12 protein-coding genes are annotated in these 18,898 nt (G+C 71.7%); 6 read left to right on the forward strand and 6 right to left on the reverse strand.

What is annotated here, in order from left to right; all coding sequences use genetic code 11:
* Positions 1-139 precede the first annotated feature (139 nt).
* The 5 genes from Q4V64_RS35225 (at position 140) to fxsT (ending at position 8,913) form a co-directional block, all read left to right on the forward strand.
* Positions 140-1,168 (forward strand): MoxR family ATPase, encoded by a 1,029-nt coding sequence (locus tag Q4V64_RS35225; RefSeq protein WP_124439191.1) that lies wholly within the window; start codon positions 140-142, stop codon positions 1,166-1,168.
* 3 nt (positions 1,169-1,171) lie between these two features.
* Positions 1,172-4,486 carry an SAV_2336 N-terminal domain-related protein gene (locus Q4V64_RS35230; protein WP_124439190.1) on the forward strand — a complete coding sequence of 1,105 codons (3,315 nt, stop codon included), beginning with the start codon at positions 1,172-1,174 and terminating at the stop codon, positions 4,484-4,486.
* Positions 4,483-4,635, forward strand: a complete 153-nt coding sequence (locus Q4V64_RS35235) for a hypothetical protein (protein ID WP_172629120.1) — start codon at positions 4,483-4,485, stop codon at positions 4,633-4,635. Before Q4V64_RS35230 ends, Q4V64_RS35235 begins: the two co-directional genes overlap by 4 nt.
* On the forward strand, positions 4,632-5,831 hold the full coding sequence (locus Q4V64_RS35240) for an FxsB family cyclophane-forming radical SAM/SPASM peptide maturase (protein ID WP_172629119.1): 1,200 nt from the start codon (positions 4,632-4,634) through the stop codon (positions 5,829-5,831). Before Q4V64_RS35235 ends, Q4V64_RS35240 begins: the two co-directional genes overlap by 4 nt.
* 118 nt (positions 5,832-5,949) lie before the next feature.
* Entirely contained in the window at positions 5,950-8,913 is a 2,964-nt protein-coding gene (gene fxsT, locus Q4V64_RS35245; protein WP_124439188.1) for an FxSxx-COOH system tetratricopeptide repeat protein, read from the forward strand.
* A gap of 304 nt (positions 8,914-9,217) precedes the next feature.
* Here the strand turns inward: fxsT and Q4V64_RS35250 are convergent, their stop codons facing one another.
* The 4 genes from Q4V64_RS35250 to Q4V64_RS35265 form a co-directional block, all read right to left on the reverse strand.
* Positions 9,218-13,048, reverse strand: coding sequence for a multifunctional oxoglutarate decarboxylase/oxoglutarate dehydrogenase thiamine pyrophosphate-binding subunit/dihydrolipoyllysine-residue succinyltransferase subunit (locus tag Q4V64_RS35250; RefSeq protein WP_124439187.1), 3,831 nt, complete (start codon positions 13,046-13,048; stop codon positions 9,218-9,220).
* Positions 13,049-13,330: 282 nt separating this feature from the next.
* A complete protein-coding gene (locus Q4V64_RS35255; RefSeq protein ID WP_124439186.1) occupies positions 13,331-14,437 on the reverse strand; it encodes an ATP-binding protein in 1,107 nt (368 codons plus the stop codon).
* The gene (locus Q4V64_RS35260) at positions 14,434-15,171 is read right to left on the reverse strand and encodes a response regulator transcription factor (RefSeq protein WP_124439185.1); all 738 of its coding nucleotides are present in this window, start codon (positions 15,169-15,171) and stop codon (positions 14,434-14,436) included. Before Q4V64_RS35260 ends, Q4V64_RS35255 begins: the two co-directional genes overlap by 4 nt.
* Before the next feature lie 123 nt (positions 15,172-15,294).
* Positions 15,295-15,984 carry a spermidine synthase gene (locus tag Q4V64_RS35265; protein WP_124439184.1) on the reverse strand — a complete coding sequence of 230 codons (690 nt, stop codon included), beginning with the start codon at positions 15,982-15,984 and terminating at the stop codon, positions 15,295-15,297.
* 283 nt (positions 15,985-16,267) lie between these two features.
* On the opposite strand from Q4V64_RS35265, the gene Q4V64_RS35270 reads away from it, so the two are divergent.
* Positions 16,268-17,002, forward strand: coding sequence for a rhomboid-like protein (locus tag Q4V64_RS35270; protein ID WP_253266868.1), 735 nt, complete (start codon positions 16,268-16,270; stop codon positions 17,000-17,002).
* 16 nt (positions 17,003-17,018) lie between these two features.
* Here Q4V64_RS35270 and Q4V64_RS35275 read toward each other — a convergent pair whose 3' ends face one another.
* Positions 17,019-17,921, reverse strand: coding sequence for a virginiamycin B lyase (locus tag Q4V64_RS35275; RefSeq protein WP_216377581.1), 903 nt, complete (start codon positions 17,919-17,921; stop codon positions 17,019-17,021).
* Between the two features lie 122 nt (positions 17,922-18,043).
* On the reverse strand, positions 18,044-18,628 hold the full coding sequence (locus tag Q4V64_RS35280) for a GNAT family N-acetyltransferase (protein ID WP_124439183.1): 585 nt from the start codon (positions 18,626-18,628) through the stop codon (positions 18,044-18,046).
* Positions 18,629-18,898: the final 270 nt, after the last annotated feature.

The raw sequence follows: 18,898 nt of genomic DNA on the forward strand, positions 1-18,898 counted from the left end.
GGGAACTCCGCCCAGGCTGGCCGAAAGAGCCGGTGTGGCCGGCCTGGGCTGGGTACATTCCCAGGGGCCCGTTGTGGGCGCGCACCGCCCCCGTCGGCCAGGACGTGGACTACCACCGACCGTCGACGAGGAGCGCACCATGAGCGAGTGGTACATCTACCAGGGCATCGGGCGTCCGGATCCAGCCAGGATCGAACAGCTTCCGGACCCGCCGCCCTGGCGGGCCTTCGACGCGGAGCCCGTGCCCTACGACGTCCCGGCCCTCGACTCGTCCACCCACCGCAGGCTCGGCGCCCGCACCGTCCCGCTGCCCGTCCAGGACTCCGACACCCTCGAACTCGTCAACGCCGCCCTGTACTTGAGGCGCCCTCTCCTCGTCACCGGCGATCCGGGCGTCGGCAAGTCCACACTGGCCCACTCCATCGCGTACGAACTCGGCCTCGGCCGCGTGCTGGAGTGGCCGATCGTGAGCCGCAGCGAACTGCGCGACGGGCTGTACAGCTACGACGCCATCGGCCGCCTGCAGGACGCCCAACTGCGGCGGGCCGCACAGGAGCAGCGGGAGGCGGGTGACGGAGGGCCGGAGTCGGAGGACATCGGCCGGTACATCAAGCTGGGGCCGCTCGGCACCGCGCTCCTCGCCGCCGGCCGGCCCCGCGTGCTGCTCATCGACGAGCTGGACAAGAGCGACATCGACCTGCCCAACGACCTCCTGAACGTCCTGGAGGAGGGCAGGTTCGCCATCCCCGAGCTGGAGCGGATCGCCGACCGCACACCGGTGGTGGAGGTGCTCACCGACGACGGCCGACGGGTGGCGGTGACGGGCGGTCAGGTACGTTGCCGGGCCTTCCCGTTCGTCGTGCTGACCAGCAACCGGGAGCGGGAGTTCCCGGCCCCGTTGCTGCGCCGCTGCATCCCCCTCGACCTGAAGGCACCGCGCGCCGAGCGGCTCGCGGCACTGGTCCAGGCGCACTTCGGCCAGGACGCGCACGAGGCCAACCACGACCTCGTCGACCGCTTCACCCAGGCCGAGGCGGACGGCGCGCTGCGCCCCACCGACCAGCTCCTCAACGCCATCTTCCTCGCCCAGCACGCCGCCAGGGACACGACCCGGCGCGAGGAGATCTCGGAGCTGCTGATGCAGCCCTTGGACCGCGGGCCGAGGTAGCCGATGGCGTCCCGGGCTCCCGGCATCCCCGCCGACGACGTGAGCGACGTGCTCGCGGCGCTGGTCGCGCGGCTGCGTGACGCCGGCCTCACGCCGGGTGTGGAGGAGCTCGCGGACGCCCTGTGGCTGGCGCACTGGCTGCCCGCACCGGAAAGCCCGCCGGGCCGGACCCCGGCCAGGGCATCCGAGGCCACCCGGTCACCCGCCGACGGCCCCGACCCGTTGCCGGCCGGACCACGCACCACCCCCGACCCGGCGGACGGCGCGGACCGGCAGCCCGACGGCGCCCGGCTCTTCGCACCCGGCCCCGGCGAGGCCGCCACCGGGGTCCGGACGGCTCCCGTACGTGTCCCCGCCGCCCCCGCCCTGCCCGAACCCCTCGCCCTGCAGGCCGGGTTACGTCCCCTCCAGCGCTACCGCGCGCCCGTACGGCCCGTGCCGCGCGTCCTCGACGAGCGGGCCACCGCGGAACGGGCCGCCGAGTCCGGGCTCGTCGTACCTGTCCTGCGCACGGAACGGCGCCGCGAGGCACGCCTGTTGCTCCTGATGGACGTCTCCACCTCGACCGTGGTGTGGCAGCAGGCGCTCGACGAGCTGCGGCAGGTCTGCGAGCGCGCCGGGGCCTTCCGCGAGGTGCAGGTGCACTACCTCCACGAGGCCCCGGGCGGCCTGCCGGGCTGGGCCCCCGCGCCCGAGCACACCGGCCCGCTGCACGCGCCCGAACAGCTCAGTGACCCCACGGGCCACCGGGTGACGTTGGTACTGAGCGACTGCGCGGGGCCGATGTGGCGCAGCGGCCACATGCAGCGACTGCTGTACCGCTGGGCGGCGACCGCTCCCGTCGCCGTCGTGCAGCCGCTCCCGCAGCGCCTGTGGCTGCGCACCCATCTGCCGGCCCGGCGCGGACTGCTGCGGCGGCGCGAAGGACCCGCCGGGGCACTGGAGTTCCGGCCCGACAAGGGGCGCGTCGAACCGCACGCGCTGCCCGTCCCCGTGCTCGCGCTGCGCCGTCCCTCGGTCGAGAGCTGGGCGCGGCTGGTGTCGGGGGCCACCGGACAGTCGCTGGCCGCGGCCGCGGGCTGGGTGCGCGCCGACCATCCCGCGTCCACAGCGCCGGTACGGGCCGCGGAGGACCTCAGCGGCGAGGATCGCGTCCGCGTCTTCTGGCGTGCCGCCTCCCCGCAGGCCCGTCGGCTCGCCGTGTACCTGTCCGCGGCGCCGCTGTACCTGCCGGTGATGCAGCTCGTCCAGCACGCCATGCTCGCCGGCAGCGGCCCCGAGGTGCTCTCCGAGGTGCTGCTCAGCGGGCTGTTGCGGCGCCGCGAGGACGCCGACGACCCACGGGCCGTGCGCTACGACTTCCTGCCGGGGGTGGCGACGGAACTGCGCGCGCGGCTGGCCGTGGAAGAGGTCGAGCTGCTGTTCAAGCACTGCTCGGAGTACGTGGAGCGCAAGTTCGGGCGCAGCGTGCGCAACTTCCCCGCGCTCGCGGGGGCCTTCCTGCGGGGAGTGGTGGATCCGGAGCGGGACTCCGCGACGCCGTTGTCCGGCCTGGCACAGGAGGAGCCGGCCGGGCTGCGGGCGTTCGCCGAGGTGTCCGCGGAGGTGCTGCGGGACCTGGGCGCCCGGATCCCGGTGGTCCCCTCCTGGCCCGGGGCGAATGCGGGCGAACTGCTCAGCAGAGGTCGGGCAGCGCTCGAACGGTACCGGAACGAAGGGCTCACCAGGGAACTCGACGCCGCGGTGGACTGCCTGCGCAAGGCCCTGGAGGCCGCCCGGCCGGGCCAGGAGCGCACCGGCGCCGCCGAGGAACTGGCGAACGCGCTGCTGTCCCGGTGGCGGGTGCGAAGCGTGGTGGAGGACCTGCGGGACGCACTGGCCGTGCTGGAGGGCGTCGGGACCCGTCGGGCCGTGCTGCTGCGGGGGACGGTCCTGGCGAACTGGGCGGCCGGCCTGGACGGCGCGACGGAGCTGCCCGACGGCGTACGCCGCCGGGCCGAGGCCCGCGCCGACACCGAGCGGACCGTCCTGCGCTGGGCCTTCCACGAAATGATCGAGCGGGCCGACGCGGAACTGACCATCGCGCTCGGCGACGAGTCCGCCGAGGGCCCCGACCTCGCTCTGCGCACGAGCGCGGCCCGGTTGCTGCTGGGCGTACGCCGCGCCCTGGCCGCATCGGGGGCCCAGCTCCCGCTGCCCGGCCCGGAGGGCGAGCCGCACACCTGGTACGTCAGGCACATGAACCGGGCGGTCGAGGCCGCCACCGTGTGGCTCTCGCTCGCCGACCCCGAGCAGGCACATCTGGAACGAGGGCGGCTCCTGCTCGCCCTCGCGCGCCAGTACCTGGGGCAGGGGCTTGTCAGCCGCCTGCCGCAGGACGGCGACAGGGAACGCGCCAACGAGGCCGCCGGTCAGGCCGCCGACGACTTCGTGGAGGCCGTGCACACCGACGAGGCGCTGTCCGACGCCGAGCGCTGCGGCGCCTGGCTGGACATGGCGTCCGCCACCGAGCTCATCCGGCCGGCCCGGGCCGACGACCCGCAACGCGAGCTCGTCCTGTATGCCGTGCAGCAAGCCCTGTCGGCCGCGGGCGAGGACGAGGAGCTGCGGTTCACCTGCCATGCCTGGGCCGCACGGATGCACCGGGCGCGCTACGACGAGACGGGCAGCGACCGCGACATCGACCGCTGCGTCGACGCCTGGCAGGCGGCCGTCCCCCTGCTCGACGAGGACGACGGCCGCCGCCCCGGCGTACTGACGGAGTACGGCACCGCGCTGCTCGACCGGGGGAAGGAACTGGCCGCGGCGGCCGACATCGAGAACGCGGTACGCGTCCTGCGGTCCGCGGTCGAGGACACGCCCGAGGCGGACGACGACCTGGCGGTGCGGCGGACGCACCTCGGGTTCGCCTATGCCCTGCGCTACGAACACAGCCGGGTTCTCTCCGACCTCTACGAGGCCGACTGGATACTCGGCGAAGTCGCCAGGAACGCGGACGCGCCGCACATCGTCCTGGCCGCCCTGTTCCAGCGGGGCCTGATCGCGACGGAGACCTACGAGCGCAGTGGCACCCTCAGCCACCTGCACCGTGCCGCCGAGATCTACCAGGACGCCGTGGAAACCGCTCTGGAGGTCGGGGACCAGGAGGGCGCGGCCGACGCGCGGCAGCAAAGGGGCGCGGTCTTCGAGCGGCTGAACCATCTTCGGACGGCGCTGCGCGAGTACCGCGAGGCCCTGGACCTCACCGCCGACCCGGCCCGCGGCGAGGACCTCCGCACGCGCATCGCCCGCCTGGAAACCGGAACGGCCGCCGAGTGACCGCCCCTGTCGACGACTCCCGCATACCCCTCCCCGAGATCGCGGCACCGGACCACACCGACCACCCGGTATTGGCGGTGATCCTCGCCGAACTCCGCCGACGACAGGACGAGCCGAGCGTCGTGGCCCACTACGAGGACGCCCCGTGACCACACATCCCCGGTGGCCGCACGCTCTCCTGGACACGCGACGGCAGCGGCCCGTCCCCTTCCGGCAGTTCGTGCTGAAGGTCCACGGCCGCTGCAACCTCGACTGCGGGTACTGCTACCTCTACCGGGGCCAGGACCAAGGCTGGCGGGACCGGCCGGCCCGCGTCGCCGAGCGCACCATGCACCGCACGGCGACCCGCATCGCCGACCACGTCCGTACCCACGGTCTCGACCGGGTCCGCATCGAACTCCACGGTGGCGAACCACTCCTCACCGGCCCCGGCCCTGTGCTCGCCTACACGCGCGCGGTGCGCGCCGCCGTCCCCGCCGACTGCGCGGTCACCGCCACCGTCCAGACCAACGGCACGCGCCTGACCGCCCCCGTCCTCGACCGCCTCGCCGAGGAGGGAGTCAGGGTCGGCCTCAGCCTCGACGGGGGCCGTGCCGGGCACAACGCGCGCCGCGTCGACCACGCCGGCCGTCCGGCCTGGCCCGCCGCCCGCGCCGCCGCCCGCAGGCTCGCCGAGCGGCCGGAGTCGTACGCCGGAATCCTCTGCACGATCGACCTGGCCGCGGACCCCCTCGACGTCTACCACTCGCTCCTCGAACTGGCCCCTCCGGGCGTCGACTTCCTGCTGCCGCACGCCAACTGGCGGTACCCGCCCCCGGGCATCCCCGGCCTGCGGCCCGGCCGCCACCGCCCCCGCCCCACGCCGTACGGCGACTGGCTCACCGCCGTCTTCGACGCCTGGTGGGACGCCGACCGGCCGCTCACGCGCATCCGGCTCTTCCAGGAGATCGCCGCCCTGCTGCTCGGCGCCCCGAGCGCGGCCGAGGCCGTCGGGCTGTCCCCGGTGGCGGCCGTCGTCGTCGAGACCGACGGCGCCGTCGAGCAGGTCGACTCACTGCGGTCGGCCTACGCGGGCGCCTCCGAAACCGGACTGGACGTCTTCCGGCACTCCTTCGACCAGGCCCTGCGCCACCCCGGCGTCGCCGCACGGCAGTTGGGCGAGCGGGCGCTGGCCGAGGAGTGTGTGGCGTGTCCCGTGGGGAAGGTGTGCGGGGGTGGCAACTACGTGCACCGGTACGCGCCCGGGACCGGGTTCCGGCACCCCAGCGTCTACTGCGCCGACCTGGAGCGGCTGATCCGGCACATCGCGGGGCGCCTGGAGCGGACCGTCCGCGGGCCCGCGTGAGGTCACCCCCGCACGGCTCGCCGAAATAGGACCAACTCGGCGGTAGTAGAGCCGTTTTGACGCACAATTGAATAACCTGTGCACAGTCGTGACCAGGTTCGGTTGAGGGGACTGCAGGATGTCGGCGGAGCTCGGACACGTCACGGTGGTCTTCGCGGGACAGAGTGAGTCCTGGGCCAAGTGGATCGATCACCAGGTCCGGGCGGCCGGCCGCGCCACCACGCTGGTGCGCTGGAATCCGCTGCGACGCCTGCCCAACGGGACCCTGTCGGAGCTGCTCAGCGCCCCGGACCGGATCCTGCTCGTCATCGACGACTGGTACGAGCGGCTGGGCCGCACGCGGTTCGAGGCCTGGGCGGAGGTCCTGCGCGAGGCCCTGCCCCAGTACCGCGACCGCCTCGCCGCCGTGAGCATCACCGCACGGCCCATGCCCGAGGCCGTCATCGCCCTGGCCCCCGTCGAACTGCGCGGCCTGAGGCCCGAAGTGGCGCGCAGCCGTGTCCTGGAGTGCGCGGGCGTCCCCGCCCCGAACACCCTCGTCGACCTGCGCCGCGGCCCCCGTTTCCCGGACGACCCGCCGGACGTGTGGCGGGTCCCGCGCCGCAACCGCCGCTTCATCGGCCGCACCGAACTCCTCGAGAAGGTGTACGGCGCCTTCTCCGCGGCCGGCCGCGACGGCGCCGCGGTCGCCCTGCTCGGCCCCGGCGGCCTGGGCAAGACTCAGCTGGCCCTGGAGTACGTCCACCGGTACGCCGGCGAGTACGACATCGTCTGGTGGGTCCACGCATCCCAACGTGTCACCGCGCGCCAGCAGTTCGCGGAACTCGCCCCCGAGATGAGCCTCGGGGAAGCCGGCGGGGACCTGTCGGCGACCATCAAGGCCGTACGGCGGGAACTCGACGCCACCCAACGCCCCTGGCTGCTGGTCCTGGACGGTGCCGCAGGCGACCCCCGGCGGCTGACCGACCTCGTACCCGGCGGACGCGGCCACGTCCTGATCACCACCCACCGCAGCGAGTGGGGAGCGCACGCCGAGACCATCGCCGTACCGCCCTTCGAACGCCCGGAGAGCGTCGCCTTCGTACGCCGCCGGGCCGCACGGCTGACCGAGGACCAGGCCGAGCGTCTCGCCGAGGCCGTGCAGGACATGCCGCTGCTCCTCGACCAGATGGCGGCCTGGCTGGACCTCAACCCCACCGTGTCCGTGAACGAGTACATACGCGACATCCAGGACGGCAGGCCGGACCGGTTCGGTGTCATGGCGTCCGGCGAGTACCCGCAGAGCTTCGAGGTGGCCTGGTCCCTGCTCGTCAACACCCTGCGCGAGGGCTCCGAACCCGCCTGGCAGCTGCTCAACCTGCTCGTCTGCTTCTCGCCCGACGTGGTGCCGGTACGGCTGCTGCAGTGGGCACGGCACCACGACCTGCCGCCCGAACTGGCCGAACTGGTCGCCGAGCCCAGCAGCTGGAACACCGCGCTGCGCAAGCTGTCCGAGATCACCTCCATGCGGATCGAGTACGAGCAGAGTCCGCGCCTGGACGCCCAGACCGTCGGCACCCTGCGCATGCACCGCCTCTTCCACCGCTATGTGCGCTCCGTGCAGGCCCCCGCCGACGCCGAACGCTACGCCGCCGCGGCCCGCAAGGTCCTGGTCTCCGCGGACCCCCGCGACTCCTCCACCGCCGGCAACTGGGCACGCTACGCCGAACTCATCCCGCACCTGGAGCCGTCCGGCGCCCTGGAGTCGGCCGACGACGACGTGCGCGACCTCGTGCTCAACTGCGTCGAGTACCTGCGGATGCGAGGCGAGTACCAGGACGGCTGGTGGCTGAGCCGGCGGGTCGTCGACCACTGGCGGCCCGCGTTCGGCGACACCGACCGCTCGGTCCTCGTCGCCGTCCACCAACTCGCCAACATGCTGCGCCGACTCGGCCGCTACCCCGAGGCCGAGGAAGTCGGCCGGGACATCCTGCGGCGCCTGGAGAGCGCGCAGGACGTACGGCCCATCGAGCTGATCCGCGCCAAGGACGGCCTCGGCGGCACCCTCATGGCCCTCGGGCGGTACGCGGACGCCCGCGCCCTGTTCGAGGAGGCCGCCGCGAGCGCTGCCCAGGAACTCGGCGGCGAGAACGTGCCGCGCACCCTCAGCATCCGCAGCAACCTCGCCGTCGCCGTCGGCCTGCAGGGCCACTACGCTCAGTCGCTCGCCCTGCACCGCAGGATCATGGAGGCCCGGGTCGACCTGCTCGGCGGCAAGAACCCGGCCACACTGGGCTCGGCCCTGCGCACCGCCTGGATGCTGCGGCTGCTCGGCCGCTACCGGGAGGCCCTGGCCATCCAGGGACACAACTCCCGCGTCCACAGCCAGGTCCTCGACCGCAACCACAGCCAGACCCTGTACGCCGAACACAACCTCGCCCTGTGCGCCCGCCGCGACGGAGACCTGCAGTTCGCCCACCTGATGATGCGCGGCGTACGGGAGAAGATGACGCGCCGGCGCGGGCCCCTGCACCCGGACACGCTGATGGTCTCCTGCGACTACGCGATGCTGCTGCGCCACCTGGAGCTGACCACGGAGGCCAGGGAACTGGCCGAACAGACGGCCATGCAGTACGCGGCCCAGCTGGGCGACGCTCATCCGTACGCGGTCGGCGCGCGGGACAACGTGGCCACCGTCATGCGGGACATGGGCGAGAACCGTGGCGCACTGGGGCTGTCCCTGCGGACGACCGAGGAGATGGAGCAGGCCGTCGGCCGCGACCACCCGTGGGCCATCGGCTGCGCCAAGAACGCCGTGGCCGCGCTCGCGTCCGCCGGCGAGACCGAGGCCGCCGCCGACCTGGGCCGGGACGCCGCCGAACGGTCCGCCCGGGTGCTGGGCGAGGGCCACATCCTCACCATCAGCCTGCGGGCCGGCCTCGCCGTCGACCTGGCCGAGCTGGGGGAGCGCGCGGAGGCCGAGCAACTGCACCAGGAGGCGGTCACCCGCCTCACCGGCCTGCTCGGCCCCGACCACCAGCACACCCGCTACATCCTCGAACGGCACCGGCCCTACTGGGACTTCGAGCCGCAGCCGATCTAGGGGGTGCTTTGAAAGTCCCGCACAGCACCCACGGCGCCCGGCACGCACCCTCGCCGCACCGGCCAAAGACCCAAGTAGCTCCTCCCCCACGCTCGGCTTCGCTCGCGCGGGGGGACCCCCATCAAGGGCCTTCGTCCGGCACGCCGAGGGCACGCACCGAACACCGCGGGCACCGCACGGGACTTTCAAAGCACCCCCGGCCCTGCCGCGAAGCCGAAGGGCCCGCCCCCGGAAAGCTCCGGGAACGGGCCCTGTCGTTCAGCCCTCTCGTTCAGGCCTGGCGTTCAGGCCTCTACGGGGAGACCTACGCGTCGAACACCTCGCGCACGAGCTGCTCCTGCTCGGCCTGGTGCCGCTTCGCGGAACCCACCGCCGGCGAAGAGCTGTGCGGACGGGAGATCCGCCGCAGCCGCTCACCGTGCGGCACGTCCGCGCCGACCGCGAGGTCGAGGTGGTCGATCAGGTTGAGGGCGATGAAGGGCCATGCGCCCTGGTTCGCCGGCTCCTCCTGCGCCCACAGGTACTTCTCGACGTTCGGGTACTTGGCGATCTCGGCCTGGAGCTCGGCACCCGGGATCGGGTACAGGCGCTCGATCCGGATGATCGCCGTGTCCGTGGCGCCGCGCTTCTTCCGCTCGGCATCGAGGTCGTAGTAGACCTTGCCCGCGGTGAAGACGACCTTCTTGACCGCGGCCGGGTCGACCGACGGGTCCCCGATGACCGGCTGGAACTGACCGGTCGTGAACTCCTCCGCCTTCGCCGCCGCGGCCTTCAGACGCAGCATCGACTTCGGGGTGAAGACCACCAGCGGCTTGTGGTGCGGGTTGTGCACCTGCCACCGCAGGAGGTGGAAGTAGTTCGACGGCGAGGTCGGCATCGCGACCGTCATGTTGTTCTGGGCGCACAGCTGCAGGAAGCGCTCCGGGCGGGCCGAGGAGTGGTCCGGGCCCTGGCCCTCGTAGCCGTGGGGCAGGAGCAGGACGACGCCGGACGTCTGGGCCCACTTCTGCTCCGCCGACGAGATGAACTCGTCCACGACCGTCTGGGCGCCGTTGACGAAGTCGCCGAACTGGGCCTCCCACATCACCAGCGCGTCGGGACGCGCCAGCGAGTAGCCGTACTCGAAGCCCATCACCGCGTACTCGGACAGGAGGGAGTTGTAGACGTTGTAACGCGCCTGCTCCTCCGCGAGGTACATCAGCGGCGTGAACTCCTCGCCCGTCTCACGGTCGATGATCACCGCGTGGCGCTGGCCGAACGTACCGCGCTGGGAGTCCTGGCCGGACAGCCGGACCGGGACGCCCTCCAGCAGCAGGGAGCCGACCGCGAGGGTCTCGCCCATGCCCCAGTCGATCGTGGCGTCCTCGACCATCGACGCCCGGCGCTGCAGCTGCGGCAGCAGACGCGGGTGGACGGTGATGTGGTCGGGGATGTTGACCTGGGACTCGGCGATCCGCTTGACGACCTCCGTGGTGACCGCGGTGTTGACCGCGACCGGGAACTCCGCCTGCGGGTCCGAGGGCTCCGCCGACAGCGGCTGCGAGGTGGCCTCGCGGACCTCCGTGAAGACCTTCTCCAGCTGGCCCTGGTAGTCCTGGAGGGCCTGCTCGGCCTCTTCCAGGGTGATGTCGCCCCGGCCGATCAGCGACTCGGTGTACAGCTTGCGCACCGAGCGCTTCTTGTCGATCAGGTCGTACATCAGCGGCTGCGTGAAGGCCGGGTTGTCCGACTCGTTGTGACCGCGGCGGCGGTAGCAGATGAGGTCGATCACGACGTCCTTGTTGAACGCCTGGCGGAACTCGAAGGCCAGGCGAGCGACGCGGACGACGGCCTCGGGGTCGTCGCCGTTCACGTGGAAGATCGGGGCCTCGATCATGCGGGCCACGTCCGTCGCGTACATCGAGGAACGCGAGGACTCGGGCGCCGCCGTGAAGCCGACCTGGTTGTTGATGACGACGTGGACCGTGCCGCCGGTGCGGTAGCCGCGCAGCTGCGACATGTTCAGCGTCTCGGCCACCACGCCCTGGCCCGCGAAGGCCGCGTCGCCGTGCAGGGCCACCGGCAGGACCGTGAAGTCCGTGCCGCCCTTGCCGATGATGTCCTGCTTGGCGCGGGCGATGCCCTCCAGGATCGGGTCGACCGCCTCCAGGTGCGAGGGGTTGGCGGCCAGCGAGACCTTGATCTGCTCGCCGTCCAGGCCCGTGAACGTGCCCTCGGCGCCCAGGTGGTACTTCACGTCACCGGAGCCGTGCATCGACTTCGGGTCGAGGTTGCCCTCGAACTCGCGGAAGATCTGCGCGTACGACTTGCCGACGATGTTCGCCAGCACGTTCAGGCGGCCGCGGTGGGCCATGCCGATGACGACCTCGTCCAGGCGCGACTCGGCCGCCGAGTCGATCACCGCGTCGAGCAGCGGGATGACGGACTCGCCGCCCTCCAGGGAGAAGCGCTTCTGGCCGACGTACTTCGTCTGCAGGAAGGTCTCGAAGGCCTCCGCCGCGTTCAGCCGGCGCAGGATGCGCAGCTGCTCCTCGCGCTCCGGCTTGGTGTGCGGGCGCTCGATGCGGTCCTGGATCCACTTGCGCTGCTTCGGGTCCTGGATGTGCATGAACTCGACGCCGGTGGTGCGGCAGTACGAGTCCCGCAGCACACCGAGGATGTCGCGCAGCTTCATCATCGACTTGCCGGCGAAGCCGCCGACGGCGAACTCGCGCTCCAGGTCCCACAGGGTGAGGCCGTGCTCGGTGATGTCCAGGTCGGGGTGCTTGCGCTGCTGGTACTCCAGCGGGTCGGTGTCGGCCATGACGTGGCCGCGGACCCGGTAGGAGTGGATCAGCTCGAAGACGCGGGCGGCCTTCGTGACGTCGTCGTCGTGCGAGGCGTCGATGTCCTTGAGCCAGCGGACCGGCTCGTAGGGGATGCGCAGGGCCTCGAAGATCTCGTCGTAGAAGCCGTTCTCGCCGAGCAGCAGGTTCGCGACGATGCGCAGGAACTCGCCGGACGCGGCGCCCTGGATGACCCGGTGGTCGTACGTCGACGTCAGGGTCATGACCTTGGAGATGCCCAGCTTGTTGAGCGTGTCCTGGGAGGTGCCCTGGAACTCCGCCGGGTAGTCCATCGAGCCGACGCCCATGATGACCGACTGGCCGGGCATCAGGCGCGGGACCGAGTGGACCGTGCCGAGGCCGCCCGGGTTGGTCAGCGAGACGGTGACGCCGGAGAAGTCGTCCATCGTCAGCTTGCCGTCGCGGGCGCGGCGGACGATGTCCTCGTAGGCCTGCCAGAACTCGAAGAAGTTCAGCGTCTCGGCCTTCTTGATGCCGGCGACGACGAGCTGGCGGTCGCCGTTCGGCTTCACCAGGTCGATCGCCAGGCCGAAGTTGATGTGCGGCGGCTTGACGAGGGTCGGCTTGCCGTCCTTCTCGGCGTAGTGCCAGTTCATCGACGGCATGGCCTTGATGGCCTGCACCATCGCGTAGCCGATCAGGTGCGTGAAGGAGATCTTCCCGCCCCGGGCCCGCTTGAGGTGGTTGTTGATGACGATGCGGTTGTCGAAGAGCAGCTTCACCGGGACCGCGCGCACGGACGTGGCCGTGGGCAGCTCCAGGGAGGCGTTCATGTTCTTCGCGACCGCGGCGGCCGGGCCGCGCAGCGTGACCAGCTCCGGTCCCGCGCCGTCCGGGGACGCGGCGGCGGGCTGGGCCTTGGCCGCCGGCTTCGCGGCAGGCTTCGCCGCCGGGGCGGGCGCGGCGGCCTTCGCGGGAGCCGGTGCCGCGGCCGCGGGCTTCGCGGGGGCGGCCGGAGCCGGGGCCTGGGCCTGCTTCGGAGCCTGCGGTACGGCAGGTGTGGACGGGGCCGATGGGGGTCCCCCCGCGCGAGTGGATTCGAGCGTGGGGGAGGTCCCTGCGGCCCCCGCGGCCGCAGTACCCGCCGGAGCCGAGGCGGCGGCCGCACCCGGCTTGTAGTCGGCGAAGAAGTCCCACCAGGCGCGGTCTACCGAATTCGGGTCCTGGAGGTACTGCTGATAGATCTCGTCGACGAGCCACTCGTTGGGACCGAACGCGGCAGCGGGGTTCTTGCCCGCTTGGTCGGCGTCGGTCGAGATGCTCGAGTTACTGGGGGACTGTGGCGACACGGCGGCAACCGCCCTCTTCCGCTTCACAAGGTGATGGACAGCGGGAATTAAGGCTACGCCCCCAAGACCGTGAAGGTCAGGCCGGGCCCGTTGATCGTCGCGTAAGTCACATCAAACAGCGTGTTTCGGGGGAGGAAATGGCGGGAAACAAGCGTGGTTCCGCTTCGGCAGGGAAGAGCTGAGTGGGCCCAAGCGCGACGACGGCGCGGGCCTGTGCCTGATCACACGTGTCCGGCAGCGCGGACGGCCCGTGGATCTTGTGGCTCCGCTTCGAACTTTACGTCAACTTGGCAAAGATGGAAGGCCCGGAAGGGTGACAAGAATCCGGCAACCCCGCTCGGATTCGGCCACTCCGATCCGGCCTCCGTGCAGATCCACCGCCCAGCGGGCGATCGCCAGACCCAGTCCCGTGCCGCCGTCGCTGCCGGGACCGTGCGGCCGGCCGACGTTGCCCCGGTTGAACCGCTCGAAGACGCGACGCCACTCCGAGCGGGGAATGCCGGGGCCCTCGTCGAGAACCTCCAGCTCCAGCGACTCCGGGGCCGGCCCGCGCCGCGCCTTGACCGTGACCCGGCCGTGCGGCGGGCTGTGCTTGACCGCGTTGTCGATCAGGTTGGCGACGACCTGGTGGATCCGCTCCGGGTCGGCGTGCGCGGTGAGCTCCGGCGGGGACACGTCCAGGTGCAGATGGACGTCCGTACGGGTGTGGCTGCCGGAGCCGGACGCGATGCCCGCGCGCGCGGAGGCGACCATGTTGGCCTCCTTCAGCACGCCCGACAGGTACGGCCACACCTCGAAACGCCGCTTGCGCAGCGGTACGACCCCGTTGTCCAGCCGGGACAGGTCCAGGAGCGTTTCCACGAGACGTCCCAGCCGCTCGGTCTGCTTCAGGGCCGTACGCATCGTCTCGGGGTCGGCCTCCGTGACGCCGTCGACGATGTTCTCCAGCACGGCCCTGAGGCCCGCGATGGGCGTGCGCAGCTCGTGCGAGACATTCGCCACGAGCTCCTTGCGCTGCCGTTCCTGGGCCTCCAGGTCGTCCGCCATACGGTTGATCGTCTGGGACAGGTCGCCCAGCTCGTCCCGGCGGTTCTCCCGCACCCGGCGCGTGTAGTCGCCGTGCGAGATCGAGCGGGCCACCGCGTTCATCTCGTCCAGCGGCGCGGTGAGCGACTGCGCCACGAACTGCGTGATCAGCAGTGTGGCGATCATCGAGAAGACCGTGATGAAACGCAGCTCGGTCTCGGTGCGCACGGCGATCAACGTCAGACCCGTGGTGATGAACACCGAGATGACGACCAGCGCGCCCAGTTTGGTCTTGATCGAGAACGGGCTTATGCCGCCCCAGGCAACCCCGGGGCCTCTCCGTGCGGCCGGCCCGTCGCTCATGGCGTCGGCGTCTCCAGGGCGTAGCCCACACCGTGCACCGTGCGGATCCGCTCGGCGCCGATCTTCCGCCGGAGCGCCTTGATGTGGCTGTCGACCGTCCGGGTACCCGAGGCGTCCGCCCAGTCCCACACCTCGGCGAGCAGCTGCTCACGGGAGAGCACCGCGCGCGGGGTGTTCGCCAGGCACACGAGCAGGTCGAACTCCGTCGGCGTCAGGTGGACGTCCTCGGAGCGCACCCGTACCCGGCGCTGCGCGTGGTCGATCTCCAGCTCGCCCAGGCGCAGGATGCCGCTGCGCGGTGTGGCGGCGGCCAGCGCGGCCCGCTCCACCCGGCGCAGCAGCACGTGCACGCGTGCGGCCAGCTCACGCATCGAGAACGGCTTGGTCATGTAGTCGTCCGCGCCGACACCGAGCCCGACCAGCATGTCGGTCTCGTCGTCGCGCGCGGTGAGCATCATCACCGGCACCGGCCGGGCGGCCTGCACGCGTCGGCAGACCTCCAGACCGTCGAAGCCGGGCAGCATGATGTCGAGGATCAGCAGATCGGGCTGCCAGGCCTCTGCCGTGTCCACGGCGGACGGTCCGTCGCTCGCCGTTTGCACGAGGAATCCCTCGGCGCGCAGGCGGGTCGCGATGGCGTCCACGATCGTCGGATCGTCTTCGACGACCAGGACTCGGCGCTGTGCACCCGGAGTCGTCGCCGTGCCGTTGTGGGAGGTGTGTGTCTGCTCCATCGCCCGCCCCTGAGGTGTGCTTTCCGGAACCAGTGGGGTGATTCCTTGTCTGCGCATGACTGCGATTGACGCTTGAATGATCGGCGTCAGGGATGCAGCGTACGGGGAGTCACCGCGCATTTGCTATCCAGGTCGGACGGCGAGGTGCACGACGTCGGGAACGCCCCGGGCAACCGGGATCTCTTCGGTACGCACCCGCTGGAACCCGGCATTCCACAAGGTTCCCTCGAATTCCGGAGAGGGCTGGGCCGACCACACGGCCAGGACTCCTCCCGGTCTCAACACCCTTGCGCAGTTTGCCAGTCCATCTGGCGAGTAGAGATCGCCGTTGCCCTCGGTGACGGTCCAGTCGGGACCGTTGTCGACGTCCAGGCACAGAGCGTCGAATGTGTCGGAAGTCTCATTGACGAAAGCGACCAGATCCGTTTTCAGAATTTCGGTGCGGGGATCGGCCAGGGCCCGCGAGGAGAGCGCCGACAGGGGCCCGCCCAGATGCCAGTCGATGATGGCGGCCTCGCGCTCGACCACCGCGATCCGGCCCCAGCGGGGACTCTCCGCGGCGTGCGCGAGCGAGAAACCGACCCCGAGACCGCCGATGAGCACACTCGGCCGCGCCCGCGCGCCCAGAGCCTCCAGCGCCGCGTCGACGAGCCGCCGCTCCGAGCGGCCGTCGGAGGTGTCCATCAGGAAGCAGCCGTTGGCGACGATCTGCAGCACCGCGCCGTGCCGGCGCAGCACGACCTCGCCGTGCGGGCCTTCGCGACGGTCAATGACTTCGGGAGGGGAGTCGGGAATGTCGTACGAGGTGGCCATCTGCCCATCCTGGCACTTCCATGGGGCAACGCCCGAGTGAATTACCGGGTCGTGACAGGGACTTGGCGGTAGCCGTCCGCTTCGGTTCGCACGCTCCGGTTCGAAGCTGACAAGTTGCTGTGAATGCGGACCTTCGTGGCGCCGGTCACAGACAGCGCCGCGCCGGGCGCGAAGGGTGGGATGCGACGGAAAGGAGCGCCTCACCGTGGAACGCACTGCGAGGGCCGACGCGACGGAACCTGCGAGCGCGCCCAGTGCCCCGCACGGGACGGCGGCTCCGACCGTGCCTCCTCCGCCCCCTCCGGCGTACGACGCATGCCTGCCGGCGGTCTCCGGGCTGCTGGACGCGATACCGGGCCAGCGGGGGGCTCCTCAGTGCGCCCCCACGCCGGACCCTGTGCGGGCCCTCCGCCCCTGGCGCCTGCTCCCCACCCCCACCGGGACGCCGTTCACCTTCGGGTACGCGGCCGTCCTCGCCGTCACCTCGCTCTTCACCGAGTACGCCGATCCCGCGCTCGTGCACACCCTGCACCAGGCCTCCAGCACCGATGTGGCGCACCTCGTGCAGACGCCCGTGCCGGTGCTGGTGGCCAGCGCGCTGTGGATCGCGGGCGGGATCCTCTCGCCGTTCGCGGTCGGCTTCCTGCTCGTCCTGACCGCGCTGGAGCGCCGGATCGGCGGGCCGCGCACGGCCTGCGTCTTCCTGCTCGGGCACGTCCTCGCCACCCTCGCGACCGAGGTGCCGGTGGGGCTCGCGGTACTGGCCGGTCACCTCCCCGACAGCTCGCTGCACCGCCTCGACTACGGCGTCAGCTTCGGCGTCGCCGCCGGTGTGGGCGCCTTGGCCGGACTGCTCACACCCTGGCTGCGCTGGCCTCTCCTGGCCGCCTTCGGCGGCATGCTGACGCTGGACCTGATCGCGTTCACGGACCCGATGACGAACTGGGGCCACCTGATGGCGTTCGCCATCGGCATCGCGACCTGGCCGTGGATACGGCGGTGGCGCACGGCTGCTTAGTCACCTCGCCGGTGGCTTACGGCACCACGTGCGCGACCGCGCCCGTTTCCAGGGCCACCCACAGCGCGCCGTCCGGGCCCACGGCGATGCCGTGCGGTTCGGAGGACGGTGAGGGGAGGTCGTACTCGGCAAGCGCGCCGTTCGCGGTGATGTGTCCGACGCGGTTGGCTCCCCATTCGGTGAACCAGCAGTGCCCGGCGGAGGTCGCGGCGATCGCGTGGGGCCTGGCCGTGCGGTCCGGGAGCGGGAACTCCTCGATTCCGCCGTCCACCGCGAGCCTGCCGATCCGGCCCGCCGCGATCTCCACGAACCACAGGGCCTCGCCGTCACTGGTGATGCCCACCGGGCCGGCGTCGGGCGTGGGCAGCGGGTGCAGTACGACCTCGCCGTCGAGGCCGATACGGCCGATCGCGTGCGCCTGGTTGAGGGTGAACCACAGGGCACCGTCGGGGCCCGCGATGATCGCCGAGGGGTAGCCGCCCTCGACGGGCAGCGGGAACTCGGTGATCTCGCCGTCGACGGTGATACGGCCGACGCGGTCGGCGTTCATCTGCGTGAACCACAGCGCGCCGTCCGGACCGGTGGTGATGCCGAAGGGGGCACTGTCGGGAGTCGGCAGGCGGTAGGCGCTCGTCTTGCCGTCGGGCGTGACGCGGCCGATGCGGTGGTCCTGGGACCGGGTGAACCACAGGGCCCCGTCGGGGCCGGGCGTGATGATCATCGGTCGGCAGGCAGGCGAGTCCAGGGCGTGCTCCCGGAGTTCACCCTCGACGGTGAGCCGTGCGATCCGGCCGCTGTGGACGAGGGTGAGCCAGAGGGCGCCGTCGGGGCCGGCTGTGATGCCGTACGGTCCGGCACCCTCCCCTGTCACCTGGGTCACCGGGATCTCCCGGATCGACGGGCTGTCGGACTGTCGCACTGCGATTCCTTTCCGGGCTTTCGGGTTTTCGGGTTGGCCTCGGCCCCGGTCACCAGCGCACCGTGCCTGCCGTGAAACCACGCGCGCAACCGCTTTACGGGGGCACTCGATCGCCTGCGGGTTCACTCGTCGCCGCGCACACGCGCGTGCAGATGCTGGTCGTGCCAGCCGTCCGCGTGCAGCAGCGCGCCGCGCATGGTGCCCTCCAGGGCGAAGCCGGCCTTCTCCGCGACGCGGCAGGACGCCGGGTTGGCCACCGAGTGGCACAGCCGGAGCCGGTGCAGGCCGAGATCGTCCAGGGCCCACCGGGTGAGGCGGCGCGTGGCCTCGACCGCGACGCCGGCGCCGCGTCCGGCGGGCAGGACCCAGTAGACGAGCTCGGCGCTGCCGCCCCCGAGGTCGATGTCGTTGCAGCCGATCAGACCGACGACCTCGCCGCCCGCCGGCCGTGCGATGGCCCAGATCGCGGCGGTCTCCGCCGTCCAGCGCGTGTGCATGCGCGCGATGCGGGTGCGGGCCTCGGCGGGGGACTGTGCGGGCAGCAGGTTCCACCGGCTGATGTCCGGGTCGTGACTTGCGGCGACGAGGGCATCGGCGTCCGTCGCCCGCCACGGCCGTAGCTCCAGGCCGTCGGGAAGGCCGAGGACCGGCTGGGCGTTCTCGGACATGCGACCGGCGGGCACCACCGGGGGTATCGGAGCGATCATCCGCGCAGGATGGCAGACCTTCGATCGGGCGAGTGGCTCAGGCGTCACTGTCCAGTGCCGCAGGAGGTTGCATGGGGCGGTGGCCGTGGTCAGCGGGATGAAGGTTTTGTCTGCGCGGTAGGCGCAGGAGTTGTGCAGATCAACCTTGCGTTTTCGGAGGGTGGGAACGCCCGGTTCTCTTCACGAATCCCGACAGCAGATGTACGGCGCTCCGGGAGGCGGCCCGCCACTGCCGACGTCGATGTTCACGAGAACGGGAGACATCCCGTC

The organism is Streptomyces sp. NL15-2K (assembly GCF_030551255.1).
Classification (GTDB): Bacteria; Actinomycetota; Actinomycetes; order Streptomycetales; family Streptomycetaceae; genus Streptomyces.

What these genes read in the sequence shown, in the direction of transcription:
- Q4V64_RS35280 (WP_124439183.1), bottom strand. Translation starts at nt 18,628, where the DNA reads ATGATCGCTCCGATACCCCCGGTGGTGCCCGCCGGTCGCATGTCCGAG.
- fxsT (WP_124439188.1), top strand. Translation starts at nt 5,950, where the DNA reads ATGTCGGCGGAGCTCGGACACGTCACGGTGGTCTTCGCGGGACAGAGT.
- Q4V64_RS35265 (WP_124439184.1), bottom strand. Translation starts at nt 15,984, where the DNA reads ATGGCCACCTCGTACGACATTCCCGACTCCCCTCCCGAAGTCATTGAC.
- Q4V64_RS35260 (WP_124439185.1), bottom strand. Translation starts at nt 15,171, where the DNA reads ATGGAGCAGACACACACCTCCCACAACGGCACGGCGACGACTCCGGGT.
- Q4V64_RS35230 (WP_124439190.1), top strand. Translation starts at nt 1,172, where the DNA reads ATGGCGTCCCGGGCTCCCGGCATCCCCGCCGACGACGTGAGCGACGTG.
- Q4V64_RS35255 (WP_124439186.1), bottom strand. Translation starts at nt 14,437, where the DNA reads ATGAGCGACGGGCCGGCCGCACGGAGAGGCCCCGGGGTTGCCTGGGGC.
- Q4V64_RS35225 (WP_124439191.1), top strand. Translation starts at nt 140, where the DNA reads ATGAGCGAGTGGTACATCTACCAGGGCATCGGGCGTCCGGATCCAGCC.